Source organism: Streptomyces herbicida (assembly GCF_032656585.1).
Taxonomy (GTDB): Bacteria; Actinomycetota; Actinomycetes; order Streptomycetales; family Streptomycetaceae; genus Streptomyces; species Streptomyces herbicida.
The window spans coordinates 303354-322129 of sequence record NZ_JAUYWJ010000003.1; the positions used below are offsets into that span (position 1 = coordinate 303354).

Here is an 18776-nt window from a genome sequence, read left to right on the forward strand (position 1 = left end):
CACGCCATGGCCATGGACGCCATCTCCGTCATCCGCACCAAGCGGGACCGCGGTGAGCTCAGCGACGAGCAGATCGACTGGGTCATCGACGCGTACACGCGCGGCGAGGTCGCCGACGAGCAGATGTCGTCGCTCGCGATGGCCATCCTGCTCAACGGCATGAACCGCCGTGAGATCGCCCGCTGGACGGCGGCCATGATCGCCTCCGGCGAGCGCATGGACTTCTCGTCCCTGTCCCGTCCGACCGCGGACAAGCACTCCACGGGCGGCGTCGGCGACAAGATCACGCTCCCGCTGGCCCCCCTCGTGGCCGCCTGTGGCGCGGCGGTCCCGCAGCTGTCGGGCCGGGGCCTCGGCCACACCGGCGGCACGCTGGACAAGCTGGAGTCGATCCCGGGCTGGCGGGCCCTGCTCTCCAACGAGGAGATGCTGCACGTCCTCGACACCACGGGCGCGGTCATCTGCGCGGCCGGCGATGGCCTCGCGCCCGCCGACAAGAAGCTGTACGCCCTGCGGGACGTCACCGGCACGGTCGAGGCGATCCCGCTGATCGCCTCCTCGATCATGTCGAAGAAGATCGCCGAGGGCACCGGCTCGCTGGTCCTGGACGTGAAGGTCGGCACGGGCGCCTTCATGCGGACGCTCGATGATGCCCGCGAACTGGCGTCCACGATGGTCGGCCTGGGCACCGACCACGGCGTGAAGACGGTCGCGCTCCTCACGGACATGTCCACCCCGCTCGGCCTCACGGCGGGCAACGCCCTGGAGGTCCGCGAGTCGGTCGAGGTCCTGGCGGGCGGCGGCCCGGCGGACGTGGTCGAGCTGACGATCGCGCTCGCCCGCGAGATGCTCGACGCCGCCGGCGTGAAGGACGCGGACCCGGCGAAGGCCCTGGCCGACGGCTCGGCGATGGACGTCTGGCGCCGCATGATCGCGGCCCAGGGCGGCGACCCCGACGCCACGCTGCCCACGTCGAAGGAACAGCACGTGGTCAAGGCCCCGTCCTCGGGCGTTCTCACCCGCCTCGACGCCTACGACATCGGCATCGCCGCCTGGCGCCTGGGCGCGGGCCGCGCCCGCAAGGAGGACCCGGTGCAGGCGGGCGCGGGCGTCGAGATGCACGCCAAGCCCGGCGACACGGTGACGGAGGGCCAGTCCCTCCTGACCCTGCACACCGACACCCCCGAGCGCTTCGACTACGCCCTGCAGGCGGTGGCGGGCTCGTACGACATCGCGGCGCCCGGCACGGAGTTCTCGGCGACCCCGGTGGTGCTGGAACGAATCGCCTGAACAGGGGATTTCCGTTTCGGGTGAACGGGACCGGCGGACCCTCGCCGGTCCCGTTCCACGCGTCCGGGTTCGGCGCCGCCGTCGACCTGCCCGAGCCCTTCGGTCTCACCTTGGACACCGGCGAGTTCCCAGCCAAGTAACCACGGCGGCCGATGAGTCAGCCCCGCCCGCCCGGTCTACAGCACGTGGACGCCAAGACACCCGCCGTACTCGAGCTGCCCGGACCCGTCGCACAGGACGAGGTGAGCGGGCTCTGTGACGACGTGCGGGCACTGCTGGAGGTCACCGGAGGCGGTGTCGTCGTATGTGATGTGGGCGGGCTCGGGCCACCCGGGCTCGGGGCCGTCGATCTGCTCGCCCGGCTGGAGCTGGCCGCGCGGCGGGCCGGGGGGCGGATACGGCTTCGGGATCCCGACCCGGCGCTACACGCCCTCCTCGATCTCGTCGGTCTCCGCTTCGAGGTGGAGGGGCAGGCCGAACAGCGGGAACCACCGCTTCGTGTCGAGGAAGAAGTGGAACCCGGTCAGTCGGCCGTCTGATATTTCCAGGACCTGGATGGACCAGGGGGTGAATCCCCCTGCCTCCGGGTCCGGCTTGTACTGGGCGAAGCCGGGCAGGCCGTTGACCTCGACCGGCAGCAGGCGGGAGCCGACGCAGGCGGAGCCCAGGGTCGTCATGAAGCCCGTGATGTCGTCGTGGCCGGTCAGCCACAGGTCGAACGGCGGCATCGTCATGACGGCGTCCTCGTGCAGCAGCGCCGTCAGCGCCGTCATGTCGTACCCCTCGAACGCCTTCACATAGCGCTCCAGGAGCTTCTGCTGCTCCTCGTCCAGCGGGTCGGACACCGCCGCCCCGGCACCCTTGTCCTCCCGCTCCGCGAGCGTCGCCCGCGCCCGCTGCAGCGCGCTGTTGACCGAGGCCACCGTGGTGCCCAGCAGCTCGGCGACCTCGCTCGCCCTCCAGGCCAGCACCTCGCGCAGGATCAGCACCGCCCGCTGCTTGGGCGGAAGGTGCTGCAGGGCCGCCATGAAGGCGAGCCGGATCGACTCCTTGGCGACGGCGGCCTCCGCCGGGTCGCCGACCGTGGGCAGCACACGCGCGTCCGGCACCGGCTCCAGCCAGGTGTTGTCCGGACGGGGGGAGAGGGCGGCCTGGGCCAGGGGCGTCGAGTCCGACAGATCCACCGGCCGCGCGCGCTTGTTGCCCGCCGTCAGCATGTCCAGGCAGACGTTCGTCGCGATCCGGTACAGCCAGGAGCGGAGGCTGGAGCGGCCCTCGAACTTGTCGTAGCTCCGCCAGGCCCGGACCAGGGTGTCCTGCACCGCGTCCTCGGCCTCGAAGGCGGAGCCGAGCATGCGGTAGCAGTAGCCGGTCAGCTCGGTGCGGTGCTTCTCCAGTGCGACGTCGAGGTCCGTCGTCGCCGTGCCGTTGCCCATCGTCCACCCACCCCTGTGGCCGTTCCTGTGACGCGCCTTTGCGCTCCCAGCACTTCGGAAGCTACCGCAGCCCACTGACAATGGCCCCCGGAGCGAAGGAAGCAGGTGCCCGAGGGCGCGTCGTCCGATCGCCACCGGCCGCAGCGTCGTGGTGAGTGATCCAGTGGGGCGGGGTGGTGAGGGGCTGACCAGTGCTGGGCGCGCCCCACTTCGGGGTGCAGGCCGGTTCGGCCACGACGACGGTGATGTCCTGTTGCGCGGCCATCACCGTCAGCCGGAACGCGGAGCGGACGGTTCAGTGCGCGGCGACGACTTCCCTGCGCGCCGCAACCCGCGCCGCCCGTGAGCCGAGCACCGTGATCGTCACGACGCCGAGCACCGCAAGGACACCGACGCCGACCGTCCCCGCCCAGCCGCTCGCGTGGAAGGCGATCGCGCCCACCGTGCTGCCGGTGCTGGAGCCGATGTAGTACGCGGACTGGTAGAGGGCGGCGGCCTGGGCGCGGCCGCGGGTGGCCGTCCTGCTGACCGCCGAGGACGCCACCGCGTGGCCCGCGAAGAAGCCCGCCGTGATCAGGACCAGGCCCAGCAGGACCAGCGGGAGCGAGTCGGCCAGGGACAGCAGCAGTCCCGTGGCCGTCGTGCCGGCGGCCAGATAGAGCGCGCCCCGGCGGCCCAGGCGGCCGACCAGTCGCCCCGCCGTCGACGCCGAGACCGTGCCGACCAGATACACCAGGAAGACAGAGCCGACGATGCCCTGCGGCAGCCCGAACGGCTCCTCCGTCAGGCGGTAGCCGATCACCGTGTACACACCGCCGAACACCGTCATGAACAGCGCGCCGATCGCATACAGCCGACGCAGCAGCGGGTCGGACAGATGGTCGCGGACCGTGCGGGCGAGGACGCGCGGGCGCAGCGAGCCCGCCTTGAAGTGCCGCGGAGCCGGCAGCAGCAGACGGAAGGCCACCGCGCAGCCGACCGCGATCGCGCCGATCACCGAGACGGCCACCCGCCAGCCCCACTCCTGCGCCACCCAGCCGGTGATGACCCGGCCGCTCATCCCGCCGACGCTGTTGCCCGCGACGAACAGCCCGATCGCCGTGATCAGGGCATTCGGCCGGACCTCCTCGGCCAGGTACGCCGTCGCCGACGCCGGCAGCCCGGCCAGCGCCGCGCCCTGGACCGCCCGCAGCACCACCAGCGCGCCGATCGAGGGCGCGAAGGGGACCAGCAGGCCGACGGACACCGCGACCGCCAGCGAGGCCGTCATGACCGTACGGCGGCCGAAGCGCTCCGACAGCGCGCTCATCGGCAGGACGAACAGCGCCAGACCGCCCGTCGCGGCGGCCACCGTCCAGCTCGCCTCGCTCGCCGCCACCCCGAACTCGCCGGAGATCAGCGGCAGCAGCGCCTGCGTGGAGTAGAGGAGCGCGAAGGTCGCGACACCGGCGAGGAAGAGGGCGAGGCTCATCCGGCGGTAGCCGGGGCCGCCCGGGGCCATACGGGAGTCGGGAGCGGAGACGGACGGGACGGCGCCCACGGCGGTGGACGCCCCGGTACTGGCGGGAGACATGCCTCGAAGCTACGTACGCCCCGACTCATCCGTCCAATGCATGGACTCGTCATAATCGTTCCCATGGTGCATCAGCAGAGGTCACAGCCCCGCCTGTCACCGTCCAGTGACACAGAAGACACGGCCGACATGGCGCGGCTGCTCGCCCCGCGCCTCGCCTACTTCGCCGCGGTCGCCCGCACCGAGCACGTCACCCGGGCCGCGCAGGAGACCCAGGTCCCGCAGTCGACCCTGTCCCGGGCCATGGTCCGCCTGGAGCGCGACCTCGGCGTCGACCTGTTCGCCCGCCGCGGCCGCACGGTCTCCCTCACCCCGGCCGGCCGCACCTTCCTCACCTCCGTCGAACGCGCCCTCGCGGAGATCGAGCGCGCGGCCGACGAGGTGCGCGCCGACGCGGACCCGGCCACCGGCAAGGTCGCCTTCGGCTTTCTGCACACCATGGGCGCCGAGACGGTCCCCGGCCTTCTCCACGCCTTCCGCGCCGACCATCCGCGCGTCCGTTTCAGCCTCGTCCAGAACTACGGCGAGGCGATGCTCGAAGGCCTGCGGGCGGGCGAACTCGACCTCTGTCTGACCTCCCCGGTCCCGGACGCCCCCGACCTGGTGGCCCGCCGCCTCGACGAGCAGAAGCTCCGTCTGGTCGTCCCCGCCGACCACCCCCTGTCCGGCCGCAGACGCATCCGCCTCGCCGAGGCCGCCGACGAAACCTTCGTCACCCTGGAGCCCGGCTACGGTCTGCGCCGCATCACCGACGACCTGTGCCGGGAGGCCGGCTTCAAGCCGAAGGTCGCCTTCGAGGGCGAGGAGGCGGAGACCCTGCGCGGTCTGGTCGCGGCAGGGCTCGGCGTCGCCCTGCTGCCCCCGCCGCCCTTCCCCCGCCCGGGGGTCGTGGAGCTCACGGTCACGGCGCCGCGGGCGGTACGGGAGATCGGCGTGGCATGGCTCGACGGCCATCCGGATACACCGCCGGTCGCCGCGTTCAAGAAGTTCCTGCTATCGAAGCGGGGGAATCTGCTCGCCTGAACGTCACGCCCGGTGCAGCGAACGCCCGAACCCCACCGCCAGCGGCATCCGCAGCCCCAGGGGCGGCGGAGCGGCCAGCGCGTCCTCCACCGGGCGGGAGAGCGGATGCCCGAACAGCGCACCCATCACGAAGTCCGAGGCGAGCGCGTGGACCTCGTCGCGGTACTGGTGCAACGCGTGTCCGTCCGCATGCACCTCGAACCGGCACACCTCCCGGTTCGCCTTCTTCGCCCGCGCCGCCAGCCGGAAGGACAGCTCGGGATCGGTCCGCTCGTCATTGGTGCCGTGCACGATCAGCACCCGGCGTCCCACGAGCTGCTTCACCGGCTCCGGCGCGGCCGCGACATCGTCCTCCGGCAGCCAGGGGGCGATCGCCACCACGGAGTTCACCGCCTCGTGCCCGCTCGCGCGCAGCGCCGCCCGGCCGCCCATCCCCACGCCCACCAGGCACACGGGGACGTCGCCGTAACGCCGCAGGACCTCGTCCACGGCCCAGGCCGCGTCCGCCGCCAGGTGCGCCTCGCTGCCGTTCCAGCCGCGATAGCGGTAGTGGACGACATGGGTGGCCAGCCCCTCGCCGCGCCCCGCGCGCGCGAGTGTCCTGCCCAGGGAGCGGACGGAGGCCGTCGCCCATACGGAGGACGGCCTTCTGGCCGAGACCTCCTCACCGCCGGGGAGCAGCAGCACCACCCCGCTGACCGCCGTCGGCTCCTGGCCGACTGCCTTTCCCAGCCTGGCCGTTCGCACCGGCGCCGATTGCTGTGCCATGACAGAACAGTGTCAGAAGCACGGGTGTACGCGACCCGTCCGTGGGGTCACCGTTACGTATCGACGAATTCGTACACCGAGCCGTCTACGCGCGTAGGCGTTAGAGTGCGGAAATGACGAGCCAGACTGCCCAGACTGGGACCATCCCGACGCCGGACCAGATCCGCCGGGCGCCCAAGGTTGTGCTGCACGATCATCTCGACGGCGGTCTCCGTCCCGGGACCATCGTCGAACTGGCCCGGGAAACGGGCTACTCCCAGCTCCCCGAGACCGATCCCGACAAGCTCGGCGTCTGGTTCCGAGACGCGGCCGACTCCGGCTCCCTGGAGCGGTACCTGGAGACCTTCTCGCACACCGTCGGTGTGATGCAGACCCGCGACGCGCTGATCCGGGTCGCCCGCGAGTGCGCCGAGGACCTCGCCGAGGACGGGGTCGTCTACGCCGAGGTGCGCTACGCGCCCGAACAGCACCTGGAGGGCGGGCTCGGCCTCGAAGAGGTCGTCGAGGCCGTCAACGAGGGCTTCCGGCAGGGCGAGCGGCTCGCCCGGGAGAGCGGCCACCGCATCCGGGTCGGCGCCCTGCTCACCGCCATGCGGCACGCGGCCCGCGCCCTGGAGATCGCGGAACTCGCCAACCGCTACCGCGACCTGGGCGTCGTCGGCTTCGACATCGCGGGAGCCGAGGCCGGCTACCCGCCCACCCGGCACCTCGACGCGTTCGAGTACCTCAAGCGCGAGAACAACCACTTCACCATCCACGCCGGTGAGGCCTTCGGACTGCCGTCCATCTGGCAGGCCCTCCAGTGGTGCGGCGCCGACCGGCTGGGGCACGGGGTGCGCATCATCGACGACATCCAGGTCCACGAGGACGGCTCGGTGAAGCTCGGGCGGCTCGCCTCGTACGTACGGGACAAGCGCATCCCGCTGGAGATGTGCCCGAGCTCCAACCTGCAGACCGGGGCCGCGGCCTCGTACGCCGAACACCCGATCGGGCTGCTGCGCCGGCTGCACTTCCGGGCCACCGTGAACACGGACAACCGTCTGATGTCCCACACCAGCATGAGCCGGGAATTCGAGCACCTCGTCGAAGCATTCGGTTACACGCTCGACGACATGCAGTGGTTCTCCGTCAATGCGATGAAATCAGCGTTCATTCCTTTCGATGAACGGCTGGCCATGATCAATGACGTCATCAAGCCCGGATATGCCGAGCTGAAATCCGAATGGCTGTTCCGGCAGACCGCTTCCACCAGCGGTTCTGTCGATTCCGAGGGCTGATCGAAGGCGGACGGGGTGCACGGAATGCGGACGGGCTTCACAATCCGTCCGCATTTCGGTGTTTGCGGCGGGCGGCCCGGCCTGTTTACGGTCGTGGACCGCTCAGAACGTTATTGATTCCCCGTCATCGCATTCAAGGACGCATTCACCATGAAGCAGTCTGCTGCCAAGACCCTCGGTGTCGCCGCCCTCGGTGCCGCCTTCGCTGCCGTAGGCGCCGGCGCGGCCAACGCGGCCCCGGCCGTCCCGGACGCCACCCAGGCCCTGGACGGCGTCACCAAGACGCTGCCGGCCGAGAACGTCGGCAAGGCACTGCCCGGTGCCGGTGAGGCGCTCACCCAGGGGCAGGCCGTGGTCGGCACGGGCCTGGCCGCCGCCCAGCCGGCCGCCGAGAAGGTGCTCGCCCAGGGCCCCACCGCGCCGGTCAAGGGTCTCCTCGGCGGTCTGCCGCTGCAGGGACTGCCCACGCACGGCCTGCCGGTGAACGGGATCCCGCTCGGCTGACCCGAATCCCCACACGCCGTTGGGGCGCCCCGGAGCTCCGGGGCGCCCCAACGGCGTGTGCGGGGCAGAAGGGGGCTCACCAGGCCGTCCGTGCCTTCTCCTCCGACGGGAACAGGATCCACAGCGCTATGTAGAGCAGGAACTGCGGGCCCGGCAGCAGGCAGGACACCAGGAAGATCACCCGCATCGTCGTCGCGGAGGTACCGAAGCGCCGTGCCAGCGCGGCGCAGACTCCGCCGATCATGCGGCCTTGGGTGGGGCGGGCGAGTGCAGACATGTCGCGCTCCTTTGATGGCTCGGTCGCCTGCGGGCGCCTTGTGCCGGTGTCGAGAGCCCGGTCGTGCTCGGCCCTTCGGGCCTCCGCGCTCCCCCAAGCTCTCAACTTCGTTCGAGCAGGGGGGACGCCCACGCCCTCTCGACACCGGCGCACCCCTTCGGTTCCCTCGCGGCCGGCGCGTTGGGAAAGGGGGCGTTGGTGGGCCCTGGCTGTTGGTCGGTGTGGGCCGGTTGGCTGCCCATCTGTCTGCAACGTTACGGAGCCCGAGCGGAATCGGCGTCGCTCTAGGGTGCGATGCCGACCCTGGGAATCGTCGGGGTGCGACCCTGAGGTGCCTCCTCCTGGGGGGCTGCCGTGTGGCTCGTCCGCTTGTCCCTGCGGCGGAGCCAGGAGCGGCCCGCCGGGACGACGGCGAGGTGGGCCAGTGCCACGCCCGCCGTGTTCAGCAGGAGCGAGTCGACGTCCACGACCCGGCCCGGCACGCCGGTCTGCAGCAGGGCGATGCCCAGGGAGATCAGGGCGCCCGCGGCCGCCGTACGGATCAGGGAGGCGAGCGGGGAGACGGTGAGCCTGCCGTGGGCCATCGGCAGCAGCACGCCCAGCGGCGCCAGCAGCCCCAGGCCCTCGCCGATCCGTCTGGCCGCCTCCGGCCAGCCCAGCGCCAGGTCGGCCCGGATGCCGGCGAGCGGGCGCAGATTGGCGGGCATCACCCAGGGGACGTCCAGCGGCCGCAACATGAGCCAGGCGACGAATGCGAGGTGTGCGACGAGGAGGACACCTCCCGTCGTACGGATGCGGATCGCGGCACTGCCGCCGATGGAGCCTTGACGCTGCACGCCCCCCAAGACGCGCCCGTGTGCACGATCGGTTCCGGATCCGTCACGCGTGCGTGCATGAGGCCTCCCACACACCAGGGGTTCGGCCGGCCGTCAGCCCGCCGTCACCTCGCTGGAGGGCGGCTCCGTGCTGCCCGGCCGGGACCGGACGTCGTCGGTGCACTCGTACCGTCGCAGCGGCTCGTTGCCCGGCCCGCCCAGGATCACCGAGCCGTCGCCCTCGGCCGCCGCCGAGTCCGAGAACGTGCAGACGATCTGGGCGAGGGCGTACGAAGTGAGCTCCTGCGGTGCCGTGCTCAGCCGCAGCGTGTCCTCGGGGTCCCTGGGGCGCGGGCCGCTCACGCTCATCCCGCCGTGGACGTACGTCGTGTACCCCGCGTCCCGCTCACTGGGCGAGGGCGACTCGGCGAGCTGGTCCAGCAGGCCCTGTGCCACGATCACCCGCCGCTTGGCGTCGGGCGTACCGTCCGGGACGCGCACCGACCGGTCCACGGTCACCAGCGACGCCCGGCACAGCAGGAAGACCTGCACGGGCACGCCCCGGGAGGACTGGGCCGACAGATCCGGCTCGGCCAGCGAGCACGGCACCCGCGAGGGCGCCGCGCCGAAGTCGGTCGGCACCTCGGTGGCCCGGATGCCGCACCCGGTGAGCACGGCGGCGAGGAGCGGGAGCGCCAGCAGGCGTCGAGCGTTCATGACGCCCCTTCCTTGGAACCGTCGGACGGGCCGCCCTTGTCGTCGTTCTCCTCGGTGAGCCGCGAGGCGTCCCTGGGCAGCCGCAGCGTGAACACCGCGCCGCCCTCGGGCGAGTTGGCGGCGGTGATCTCGCCGCCGTGGATATGGGCGTTCTCCAGGGCGATGGACAGGCCGAGGCCGCTGCCCTCGGAGCGCGGACGGGAGGCACTCGCCTTGTAGAAGCGGTCGAAGACGTGCGGCAGGACGTCCTCGGGGATGCCGGGGCCGTGGTCCCGTACGGCGATGACCAGCTCGTCGTCGGCGATGCGCACCGACACCCGCACGGGCGACCCGCCGTGCTTGAGCGCGTTGCCGATCAGGTTGGCGAGGATGACGTCCAGGCGCCGTGGGTCGAGGCGGGCGTGGATGCCGCGCTCGGCGTCCAGTTCCACCGCGTCCAGCCAGGCACGGGCGTCGATGCAGGCGGTGATCTGGTCGGCGATGTCGACGTCGTCCAGGACCAGCCGGGCGGTGCCCGCGTCGAAGCGGGTGACCTCCATCAGGTTCTCGACGAGGTCGTTCAGCCGCCGGGTCTCGCTCACCACCAGCCGTACGGCGGGCTCGATCATCGGGTCCATGCTCCCGGCCTCCGAGTCCAGCTCCTCCTCCAGCACCTCCGTGACGGCGGTGATGGCGGTGAGCGGCGTACGGAGTTCGTGGCTCATGTCGGCGACGAAGCGCCGGGACGCCTCGTCCCGAGCGGCCATGTCGTCGACCCGCTTCTCCAGCGCCTCGGCCGCGTTGTTGAACGTCCGCGACAGATCCGCGAGTTCGTCGGTGCCCGACACCCTGAGCCGGGTGTCGAGCTTGCCCTCGCCGAGCCGCCGGGCGGCCACCCCGAGCCGGTGGACCGGCTTGAGCACGGTCGTCGCGGCGGCCTGCGCGAGCAGCGCCGAGCCGATCAGCGCGAGCCCGGTGGCGATACCGAGCGACCAGGCGAGGGAGTTGAGGTCCTTCGCCTCCGGCTCCAGGGACTTCACCATGTAGCCGGTGGGACCGCCGCCGATCACCTTCGTGCCGGCCACCAGATACGGGGTGCCGCGCTCGACGATCCGCTGCCAGTACAGGTGGTACGGCGACTTGTTGCTGCCGGTCACCTCCTGCTGCTTGTTCACCGCGGCGCGCAGCGACTTGGGCACCTCCTCCAGCGCGAACCCGTTCAGGCCGCCGGAGTTGCCGTACACCGTGTTGCCGTTCGCGTCCTCGCCGACCAGCAGCACGCTGAAGCGCTGGCTGCTGTTGGCCATCTGGCCCGCGGTGCGCTGCAGTTCGTCCTGGGTGGGGTGCACGGGCAGCGCGCCCGCGCGGTTCTGCATCTCCTGCTGGAAGTCGCGCAGCACCGCGTCCTGGGTGCGGGTGAGCACGGCCTCCCGGTTGAGCCAGTAGGCGATGCCCGACGCCGACACGGCGGCCGTCAGCGCCACCAGCCCGAAGACCACGACCAGACGCAGCCGCAGACTGGTGAAGCGCAGCCGTGACACGGTTCCCTTGCGACCCGCGGCCCAGCCGCGGATACCCCCTTGCGCGTCCGTCACTGAGGAGTGTCCAGGCGGTAGCCGACACCACGCACGGTACGGATCAGCGTCGGGGACGACGGCACGTCCTCCACCTTGGCGCGCAGCCGCTGCACGCACGCGTCCACCAGCCGGGAGTCACCCAGGTAGTCGTGCTCCCACACCAGCCGCAGCAACTGCTGCCGGGACAGCGCCTGTCCGGGCCGCCGGCTCAGCTCCAGGAGCAGCCGCAGCTCGGTCGGTGTGAGCTGCAGGTCCTCGCCGTTCTTGGTCACGGTCATCGCCGAGCGGTCGATGACGAGGCTGCCGAAGGTCGCCGAGTCGCTCGACTCCCGTTCCCCGCGCCGCAGCACGGCCCGGATGCGGGCGTCCAGCACACGGCCCTGCACGGGCTTGACGACATAGTCGTCGGCGCCGGACTCCAGCCCGACCACCACGTCGATGTCGTCGCTGCGCGCGGTCAGCAGAATGATCGGCAGCTGGTCCGTGCGCCGGATACGCCGGCACACCTCGAACCCGTCGATGCCGGGCAGCATCACGTCCAGCACGATCAGATCCGGTCGCTGCTCACGCAGCAGTTTCAGTCCGTCCTCACCGGTGGCAGCGGTGGCCACACGGTGTCCCTGGCGCGTCAGTGAGAGCTCCAGGGCCGTGCGGATGGCGTCGTCGTCCTCGATCAGCAACAGGGAAGGCACGGGGCTCATTCTGGCCCATGGAGGGGCTTTCGTACGAGCTGTGGGGCCGGGAGCTGCCCGGAATCGCGCTACCGCCACCACCTGTGCACATTCCGTGATTCCCCTGTGGCCGACCCCTGTGACAGGTCTGTGACAGTCGGCGGACACGGCCATGAAGGTCCCCGGGCAAGCTTTTCGGCACAGGCAAGGAAGCAAGCCGAAGCAAGACCGAACACCGGAAGTCCACGACGGGGGGCGCGAGATGAACACGCTGCACAGCATGAGCACCAGCGCAGTGATCACGCGGCTGCACGACGTGAACCGGGGTTCCGAGAAGTCCGGTGCCGTGAGCGGGCGGGGGTGCGCTCGCGGCACCGGGCGTCAGCACACCACGTACATGTCGGTGGTTGACGCTCGCACGGGGGGAAGCAACACGGGGGTCACGGGGGCCCACGGGGGAACCGCGTACAGGGAGGACACGGGGGAGCGCCGCTCGCTGACGGAGGCGGAGTTCACCGCCTACGTCCAGGAGCGCCGCGCCTCCCTGTACGCGACCGCCTACCACCTGACCGGTGACCGCTTCGAGGCCGAGGACCTGCTGCAGAGCGCGCTGTTCTCGACCTACAAGGCGTGGGACCGGATCAGTGACAAGGCGGCGGTCGGCGGATACCTCCGCCGCACCATGACGAACCTGCACATCAGCGCCTGGCGGCGCCGCAAGCTCAACGAGTACCCGACCGAGGAACTGCCGGAGACGCCCGGTGACACGGACGCGATGCGCGGCACGGAACTGCGCGCGGTCCTGTGGCAGGCGCTGGCCCGGCTGCCCGAACTCCAGCGCACCATGCTGGTCCTCCGTTACTACGAGGGCCGCACGGACCCGGAGATCGCGGAGATCCTCGACATCAGTGTCGGCACGGTGAAGTCCAGCATCTGGCGGTCGCTCCGCCGGCTGCGCGAGGACGAGGTCCTCAGCTTCGGCCGCGACGAGGAGAACGCCTTCGGCGAGCTGGTCGCCTGAAGGTCGGAGCCCGCGGCCGGAGGCCGCTCATGGGCTCGACGGGGGAAACGGGGGTCCGGGGGGACTCACGGGGGAAGTACGGGGGAGCTCCACCACGGGGGACGCGGGGGAGCGCAGGAAAGCGGGACTGGAGGGCCGGGGGGTCCGTCCAGTCCCGTTTCCGTGTGTACGGCTCCTGCGCTCGGCTAGGCCGCCGTCTGCGCCGCCCGTACCTGACGGCCCGCCGCCGCGGCCGCCAGCCTGCCCAGTGCCTCGTCACGGTCGCAGGAGTGGGCGCCCAGCGACACCTGGCGGGCGACGATCGACCGCTCCGCGCGCATCAGCCGCCAGCCACGGCGCAGCAGGAACGGCACCGACTTGCGGCCCTCCTTCAGGTCCCGCAGGAAGCGGCGCCGGAAGGTGGTGAACGGCCCGCGGTTCAGACACAGGGCGTCGGCCAGGATGCCCAGCTCACCACAGCGCGCCACGATCTCGGCGGCGAAGATGCCCTCCGCGATGAACAGCGGGGTGCGGTCGATGCACAGCGACTCCTCGCCGGTCCGCGCGCTCAGCGAGATGTCGTACACCGGTACGGTCGTCGACCCCGTCGCGCACAGCCGGGCGATGGCCTCGACCGCGACGTCCGCGTCCCATGACAGCGGGTGGTCCCAGTCGATGTCCGAACTCCCCTCCACCAGCGGCAGCGTCGGGTCGTCGCCCTCCTTGTAGAAGTCGTCGAGGCGCAGCACGGGGAGCCCGGAACGGGCGGCGACGAGTGACTTGCCCGAGCCCGAGGGGCCGCACAGCAGCACGACACGGGCGGGAGACGGGGGATGAATGCTCACGGAACACCAGTTTGACGTATGGCGAGCCTCCTGCCGACCCCACGGGTCGGCTTTGGCGCGTGCGTCACACAACACTTCCCCTCGTGCCCGTGAGATCACCGTGCGCAGGGGGCGGATTCGGCAGCCGCGGTCGTGGCGCGTACGGCTCTGCTGCGGGTCGGCTTCGGGGAGTTCGTTGCGCCTCAATTGCTGCCGGTGTGGCGTGAATCGGCATGGGTCGGCTTTTGAGTGTGCCTCGCACCTCAACTACCCTTTGTGTCGACTCGATTACCTTGTGCACCGGAAGGCGGCACCAGAAATGGCCCGACACGCGTCCACCCACAACCCGACCGCGCGGCGCGCCCTGATCGCGCTCGCGACCGCCGGAGCGGCCCTGGGGGCGGGCGCGGCGACGGCGTCCGCCGCCGGCCCGCTCGTCGACATGCCGTCGCGGTCCACCTCGCTCGGCAGCGTCGACCCGGCGGCGGGCACGCAGAGCCTGACCGGCACGCTGGGCTACGCCCTCGGTCCGGTCGCCGGCCTCAAGCCGAACCCCCTCGCGGGCACCGGAGCCGACCCGCTCGACAACGGAGTCGGCACCCAGCTCGCCGACTTCAGGCCCATCACCTCCAAGGCCCTGACCGGGCCGGTGGCGCAGGCGCAGTCCCTCGGTGCGGTGCCCGTGGTGGGGCAGGCGGCGAAGCTGCTGGGCGGACTGGGCTGACGCCCGCCGTCACGAGGAGAGCCGCGCCGCCCCCGGACGGAGGGGCGGCGCGGCTCTCGGTCTGTGTCCGGGCTCAGTACGACGAGCCCGAGGCGCCCAGCGACCCGGTCGGGTGCCAGACGGTCTTCGTCTCCAGGAACGCCGTCATACGGTCGATGCCCGGCGTCGCCGAATAATCCACAGGCTGTGGACGAAGAACGCGCTTCAGGTTGTCGGCCGCCGCGATCTCCAGCTCCTTCGCCAGCACCTCGTCGGCGCCCGCGAGGTCGATCGCGTTGACGTCCTGGTGCGCGGCGAGGGGCGCCGCGATCTCCGCCGTACGGCCGGAGAGCACGTTGACGACACCGCCGGGCAGGTCGGAGGTGGCCAGCACCTCGCCCAGGGACAGCGCCGGAAGCGGGGACTTCTCGCTCGCGATCACGACCGCCGTGTTGCCGGTCGCGATCACCGGGGCGGTCACCGAGACCAGACCGAGGAAGGACGACTCCTGCGGCGCAAGTACGGCGACCACACCCGTCGGCTCGGGAGAGGAGAGGTTGAAGAACGGGCCCGCGACCGGGTTGCCGCCGCCCACGACCTGGGCGATCTTGTCGGTCCAGCCCGCGTACCAGACCCAGCGGTCGATCGCGGCGTCCACCTGGGCCGCGGCCTTGGACTTGGACAGACCCTCGCCGTCGGCGACCTCCCGGACGAACTGCTCCTTGCGGCCCTCCAGCATCTCCGCGACGCGGTAGAGGATCTGACCCCGGTTGTACGCCGTCGCGCCCGACCACGCCCCGAACGCCTTGCGCGCGGTGACCACCGCGTCACGGGCGTCCTTGCGCGACGCAAGCGGCGCGTTCGCCAGCCAGTTGCCCTTCGAGTCCGTCACCTCGTACACCCGGCCGCTCTCGGAACGCGGGAACTTCCCGCCGACGTACAGCTTGTAGGTCTTGAAGACGGAGAGTCGCTCAGTCTTTTCGGTCTTGTCAGACATCGAGGTACGCCTCCAGGCCGTGGCGGCCGCCCTCGCGGCCGAAGCCCGACTCCTTGTAGCCGCCGAAGGGCGAGGTCGGGTCGAACTTGTTGAACGTGTTGGACCAGACGACGCCCGCACGGAGCTTGCCGGCCACGGCGAGGATCCGCGAACCCTTCTCCGTCCAGATGCCCGCCGACAGGCCGTACTGCGTGTTGTTGGCCTTGGCCACGGCCTCGTCGGGCGTACGGAAGGTGAGGACCGACAGCACCGGGCCGAAGATCTCGTCGCGGGCGATGGTGTGCGCCTGGGTGACGTTCGTGAACAGCGTCGGGGCGAACCAGTAGCCGGAGGTCGGCAGTTCACAGGCTGGGGACCAGCGCTCGGCGCCCTCCGCCTCGCCCTGCTCGGCGAGCGAGGTGATGCGGGAGAGCTGCTCGGCGGAGTTGATCGCGCCGATGTCGGTGTTCTTGTCCAGCGGGTCGCCGAGGCGCAGCGTGGACAGGCGGCGCTTCAGGGACTCCAGCAGCTCGTCGTGGACCGACTCCTGGACGAGGAGACGGCTGCCCGCGCAGCACACCTGGCCCTGGTTGAAGAAGATGCCGGTCACGATGCCCTCGACGGCCTGGTCGATCGGGGCGTCGTCGAAGACGATGTTGGCGCCCTTGCCGCCCAGTTCGAGGGTGAGCTTCTTGCGGGTGCCGGCGACCGTGCGGGCGATCTCCTTGCCGACGGCCGTGGAGCCGGTGAAGGCGACCTTGTTGACGTCCGGGTGCGCGACGAGCGCGGCACCCGCGTCGCCGTAGCCCGGAAGGATGTTGACGACGCCCTTGGGCAGGCCCGCCTGGCGGCAGATGTCCGCGAAGAACAGCGCCGAGAGGGGGGTGGTCTCGGCCGGCTTGAGGACGACCGTGTTGCCGGTCGCCAGCGCCGGGGCGATCTTCCACGCCAGCATCAGGAGCGGGAAGTTCCAGGGGATGACCTGGCCGGCCACGCCCAGCGGCCGCGGGTTCGCCCCGCTGTGCCCATTTGTCGTCCTCCGGCCGAACCCGGCGTAGTCGAGCTTGTCCGCCCAGCCCGCGTAGTAGAAGAAGTGCGCGGCGACCAGGGGGAGGTCGGCGTCGCGGGTCTCCTTGATCGGCTTGCCGTTGTCCAGCGTCTCCAGGACGGCCAGCTCGCGGCTGCGCTCCTGGATGATCCGCGCGATGCGGAACAGGTACTTGGCGCGCTCGGAGCCGGGCAGCGCGGACCACTTCTCGAACGCCTTGCGGGCGGCCCTGACCGCGCGGTCGACGTCGGCCTCGCCGGCCTGGGCGACCTCGGAGAGAACCTCCTCGGTCGACGGGCTGACCGTCTTGAAGACCTTGCCGTCGGCGGCCTCGGTGAACTCGCCGTCGATGAACAGGCCGTACGAGGGCGCGATGTCGACGACCGAGCGGGACTCGGGTGCGGGTGCGTAATCGAAAGCCATGGGGGATCAGTCCACCGTCACGTAGTCGGGGCCGGAGTAGCGGCCGGTGGCCAGCTTCTGGCGCTGCATCAGCAGGTCGTTCAGCAGCGAGGAGGCGCCGAACCGGAACCAGTGGTTGTCCAGCCAGTCCTCGCCCGCGGTCTCGTTGACCAGGACCAGGAACTTGATGGCGTCCTTGGACGTGCGGATGCCGCCGGCGGGCTTCACGCCGACCTGGATGCCGGTCTGGGCGCGGAAGTCGCGGACGGCCTCCAGCATGAGGAGGGTGTTCGCGGGGGTCGCGTTGACGCCGACCTTGCCGGTCGAGGTCTTGATGAAGTCGGCCCCGGCCAGCATCCCGAGCCAGCTCGCCCGCCGGATGTTGTCGTACGTGGACAGCTCGCCGGTCTCGAAGATGACCTTCAGACGGGCGGACGTCCCGCAGGTCTCCTTCACGGCGACGATCTCGTCGTACACCTTCATGTAGTGGCCCGCGAGGAACGCCCCGCGGTCGATGACCATGTCGATCTCGTCGGCGCCCGCGGCGACGGCGTCTCGCACGTCGGCCAGCTTCACGTCCAGGGCGGCGCGGCCGGCCGGGAAGGCGGTGGCGACCGAGGCGACCTTGACGCCGGAACCGGCGACGGCCTCCTTGGCGACTGCCACCATGTCGGGGTAGACGCACACGGCCGCCGTCGTCGGGGTCGTACGGTCCGTCGGGTCGGGGTGGACCGCCTTGGCGCCGAGCGCCCGGACCTTGCCCGGGGTGTCCGCGCCTTCCAGCGTCGTCAGGTCGACCATCGAGATGGCGAGGTCGATGGCGTACGCCTTCGCGGTGGTTTTGATGGAGCGGGTGCCGAGGGAGGCGGCGCGCGCCTCCAGGCCCACCGCGTCGACGCCGGGCAGCCCATGGAGGAAGCGGCGCAGCGTGCTGTCGGACGCGGTGACGTCAGCGAGGGCAGCGGGTGCAGTAATGGGCATGGTCACCAGACGAGCATATCTACGCGCGTAGCGGCTGTATACCCCCGGATGCTCATCGCGTGCTCCGCGACCACGTATGAGCACCGTCGGCGGCGTCGGGCAGAATCGGGACCATGACGACCCCGGACCACCAGTCACCCGCGCCACAGCCTCCGGTGCCCGCCGCGAGGGACCGGATCTACCGCTCCCCCACGGGGATCGCGGGCGGTGTGATGCTGCTCGCCATCGTCCTGTGGCTCGGCATCGACGCGCTGACCAGGGGGCACGGCCACGCGCCCTGGCTGGCGCTGGCCACCCTGATCCTGCTGGTCCCGCTGGTGGTCGCCTTCACCCTGCGCCCGGCCGTGTTCGCCAACGAGGACCGGCTGCGCATCCGCAACCCCTTCCGCGTGATCACCCTGCCCTGGGGCGAGGTCGCCTCCCTGCGCTCCGGTTACTCCAACGAGGTCGTCGCCAAGTCCGGCACCAAGTACCAGCTCTGGGCCATCCCCGTCTCCCTCCGGGCCCGCAAGAAGGCCACGCGGCGCCAGGACCGGGCCGCCGCGGAGACACGTGGCGGCGGCAGACCGGGGGCGTCGGCGCGCGGCGGCCTCGGCTTCGGCGGGGCGCGGGACACCGCCGCACCGGGCGGGCAGACCCGCGCGCAGACCGACCAGGTCATGGACGACCTCCGTCAGCTCCTGGAGAGCCACGAGCAGGCGGAGACGGCACAGGGCGAGGTCACGGTCCGCTGGGCCTACGAGATCGCCGCGCCCGCGGTGGCCGGGGCGGTGCTGCTGGCGATCCTGCTGGCGGTGTGGTGAGCCGACCACCGGCTTGACGGTCTGGGACGGGGTACGGGACGGCCGCCGCCCGCTGTCGCCGCCGGGTGTCCTCTTCACGGTCGTCCGGACGGCCGCGCTCGTCCCGCTGCCGTATTCGGGAGGTGCCTGCCG

General features: G+C 71.3%; 20 protein-coding genes. 8 read left to right on the plus strand and 12 right to left on the minus strand.

All coding sequences use genetic code 11. The annotated features are described in order from the left end of the window. Positions 1–6 precede the first annotated feature (6 nt). Both Q8A52_RS08430 and Q8A52_RS08435 read left to right on the plus strand, forming a co-directional pair. Entirely contained in the window at positions 7–1290 is a 1284-nt protein-coding gene (locus tag Q8A52_RS08430) for a thymidine phosphorylase (RefSeq protein ID WP_316747685.1), read from the plus strand. 152 nt (positions 1291–1442) lie between these two features. Further along, a complete protein-coding gene (locus Q8A52_RS08435; RefSeq protein WP_316747687.1) occupies positions 1443–1829 on the plus strand; it encodes an STAS domain-containing protein in 387 nt (128 codons plus the stop codon). Here Q8A52_RS08435 and Q8A52_RS08440 read toward each other — a convergent pair. Continuing rightward, positions 1713–2726 (minus strand): sigma-70 family RNA polymerase sigma factor, encoded by a 1014-nt coding sequence (locus Q8A52_RS08440; protein WP_316747690.1) that lies wholly within the window; start codon positions 2724–2726, stop codon positions 1713–1715. The two genes, Q8A52_RS08435 and Q8A52_RS08440, sit on opposite strands and share 117 nt — an antisense overlap. A gap of 295 nt (positions 2727–3021) precedes the next feature. Then, positions 3022–4299 (minus strand): MFS transporter, encoded by a 1278-nt coding sequence (locus Q8A52_RS08445; protein WP_316747691.1) that lies wholly within the window; start codon positions 4297–4299, stop codon positions 3022–3024. Between the two features lie 63 nt (positions 4300–4362). Between Q8A52_RS08445 and Q8A52_RS08450 the strand changes: the two genes are divergently transcribed. Beyond that, the gene (locus tag Q8A52_RS08450) at positions 4363–5322 is read left to right on the plus strand and encodes a LysR family transcriptional regulator (protein WP_316747693.1); all 960 of its coding nucleotides are present in this window, start codon (positions 4363–4365) and stop codon (positions 5320–5322) included. Positions 5323–5325: 3 nt separating this feature from the next. Here Q8A52_RS08450 and Q8A52_RS08455 read toward each other — a convergent pair whose 3' ends face one another. Further along, entirely contained in the window at positions 5326–6090 is a 765-nt protein-coding gene (locus Q8A52_RS08455) for an alpha/beta hydrolase (protein WP_316747695.1), read from the minus strand. Positions 6091–6203: 113 nt separating this feature from the next. Here Q8A52_RS08455 and Q8A52_RS08460 point away from each other — a divergent pair, with 113 nt between their 5' ends. Both Q8A52_RS08460 and Q8A52_RS08465 read left to right on the plus strand, forming a co-directional pair. Continuing rightward, complete coding sequence (locus Q8A52_RS08460; RefSeq protein WP_316747696.1) at positions 6204–7367, plus strand: adenosine deaminase; 1164 nt, start codon at positions 6204–6206, stop codon at positions 7365–7367. Positions 7368–7517: 150 nt separating this feature from the next. Then, on the plus strand, positions 7518–7871 hold the full coding sequence (locus Q8A52_RS08465) for an ATP-binding protein (RefSeq protein WP_316747698.1): 354 nt from the start codon (positions 7518–7520) through the stop codon (positions 7869–7871). Positions 7872–7947: 76 nt separating this feature from the next. Here Q8A52_RS08465 and Q8A52_RS08470 read toward each other — a convergent pair whose 3' ends face one another. From Q8A52_RS08470 to afsQ1, 5 genes are all read right to left on the minus strand, one after another. After that, positions 7948–8148, minus strand: coding sequence for a PspC domain-containing protein (locus Q8A52_RS08470; RefSeq protein ID WP_316747700.1), 201 nt, complete (start codon positions 8146–8148; stop codon positions 7948–7950). Between the two features lie 284 nt (positions 8149–8432). Next, on the minus strand, positions 8433–8984 hold the full coding sequence (locus Q8A52_RS08475; protein WP_316747702.1) for a VanZ family protein: 552 nt from the start codon (positions 8982–8984) through the stop codon (positions 8433–8435). A gap of 93 nt (positions 8985–9077) precedes the next feature. Next, the gene (locus Q8A52_RS08480; protein ID WP_316747704.1) at positions 9078–9680 is read right to left on the minus strand and encodes a hypothetical protein; all 603 of its coding nucleotides are present in this window, start codon (positions 9678–9680) and stop codon (positions 9078–9080) included. Next, complete coding sequence (locus tag Q8A52_RS08485) at positions 9677–11254, minus strand: HAMP domain-containing sensor histidine kinase (protein ID WP_316747706.1); 1578 nt, start codon at positions 11252–11254, stop codon at positions 9677–9679. The genes Q8A52_RS08480 and Q8A52_RS08485 overlap by 4 nt, the downstream gene beginning before the upstream one ends. Then, the gene (afsQ1, locus tag Q8A52_RS08490) at positions 11251–11928 is read right to left on the minus strand and encodes a two-component system response regulator AfsQ1 (RefSeq protein ID WP_263211969.1); all 678 of its coding nucleotides are present in this window, start codon (positions 11926–11928) and stop codon (positions 11251–11253) included. The genes Q8A52_RS08485 and afsQ1 overlap by 4 nt, the downstream gene beginning before the upstream one ends. A 241-nt stretch (positions 11929–12169) precedes the next feature. Here afsQ1 and Q8A52_RS08495 point away from each other — a divergent pair, with 241 nt between their 5' ends. Continuing rightward, positions 12170–12928 carry a SigE family RNA polymerase sigma factor gene (locus Q8A52_RS08495; RefSeq protein ID WP_316747711.1) on the plus strand — a complete coding sequence of 253 codons (759 nt, stop codon included), beginning with the start codon at positions 12170–12172 and terminating at the stop codon, positions 12926–12928. Positions 12929–13113: 185 nt separating this feature from the next. On the opposite strand, the gene Q8A52_RS08500 is transcribed toward Q8A52_RS08495, so the two are convergent. Then, entirely contained in the window at positions 13114–13752 is a 639-nt protein-coding gene (locus tag Q8A52_RS08500) for a uridine kinase family protein (RefSeq protein ID WP_316747714.1), read from the minus strand. Positions 13753–14050: 298 nt separating this feature from the next. On the opposite strand from Q8A52_RS08500, the gene Q8A52_RS08505 reads away from it, so the two are divergent. Continuing rightward, positions 14051–14455, plus strand: a complete 405-nt coding sequence (locus Q8A52_RS08505; protein WP_316747716.1) for a hypothetical protein — start codon at positions 14051–14053, stop codon at positions 14453–14455. Between the two features lie 73 nt (positions 14456–14528). Here Q8A52_RS08505 and Q8A52_RS08510 read toward each other — a convergent pair whose 3' ends face one another. Genes Q8A52_RS08510 through deoC form a run of 3 tightly spaced genes read right to left on the minus strand, consistent with a single transcriptional unit; the run spans position 14529 to position 17841 of the window. Further along, the gene (locus Q8A52_RS08510; RefSeq protein WP_316747718.1) at positions 14529–15431 is read right to left on the minus strand and encodes an aldehyde dehydrogenase family protein; all 903 of its coding nucleotides are present in this window, start codon (positions 15429–15431) and stop codon (positions 14529–14531) included. Further along, on the minus strand, positions 15424–16881 hold the full coding sequence (locus Q8A52_RS08515) for an aldehyde dehydrogenase family protein (RefSeq protein ID WP_316747721.1): 1458 nt from the start codon (positions 16879–16881) through the stop codon (positions 15424–15426). Before Q8A52_RS08515 ends, Q8A52_RS08510 begins: the two co-directional genes overlap by 8 nt. A 6-nt stretch (positions 16882–16887) precedes the next feature. Next, a complete protein-coding gene (gene deoC, locus Q8A52_RS08520; RefSeq protein ID WP_316748726.1) occupies positions 16888–17841 on the minus strand; it encodes a deoxyribose-phosphate aldolase in 954 nt (317 codons plus the stop codon). 113 nt (positions 17842–17954) lie between these two features. On the opposite strand from deoC, the gene Q8A52_RS08525 reads away from it, so the two are divergent. Beyond that, on the plus strand, positions 17955–18644 hold the full coding sequence (locus Q8A52_RS08525; protein ID WP_316747723.1) for a PH domain-containing protein: 690 nt from the start codon (positions 17955–17957) through the stop codon (positions 18642–18644). Positions 18645–18776: the final 132 nt, after the last annotated feature.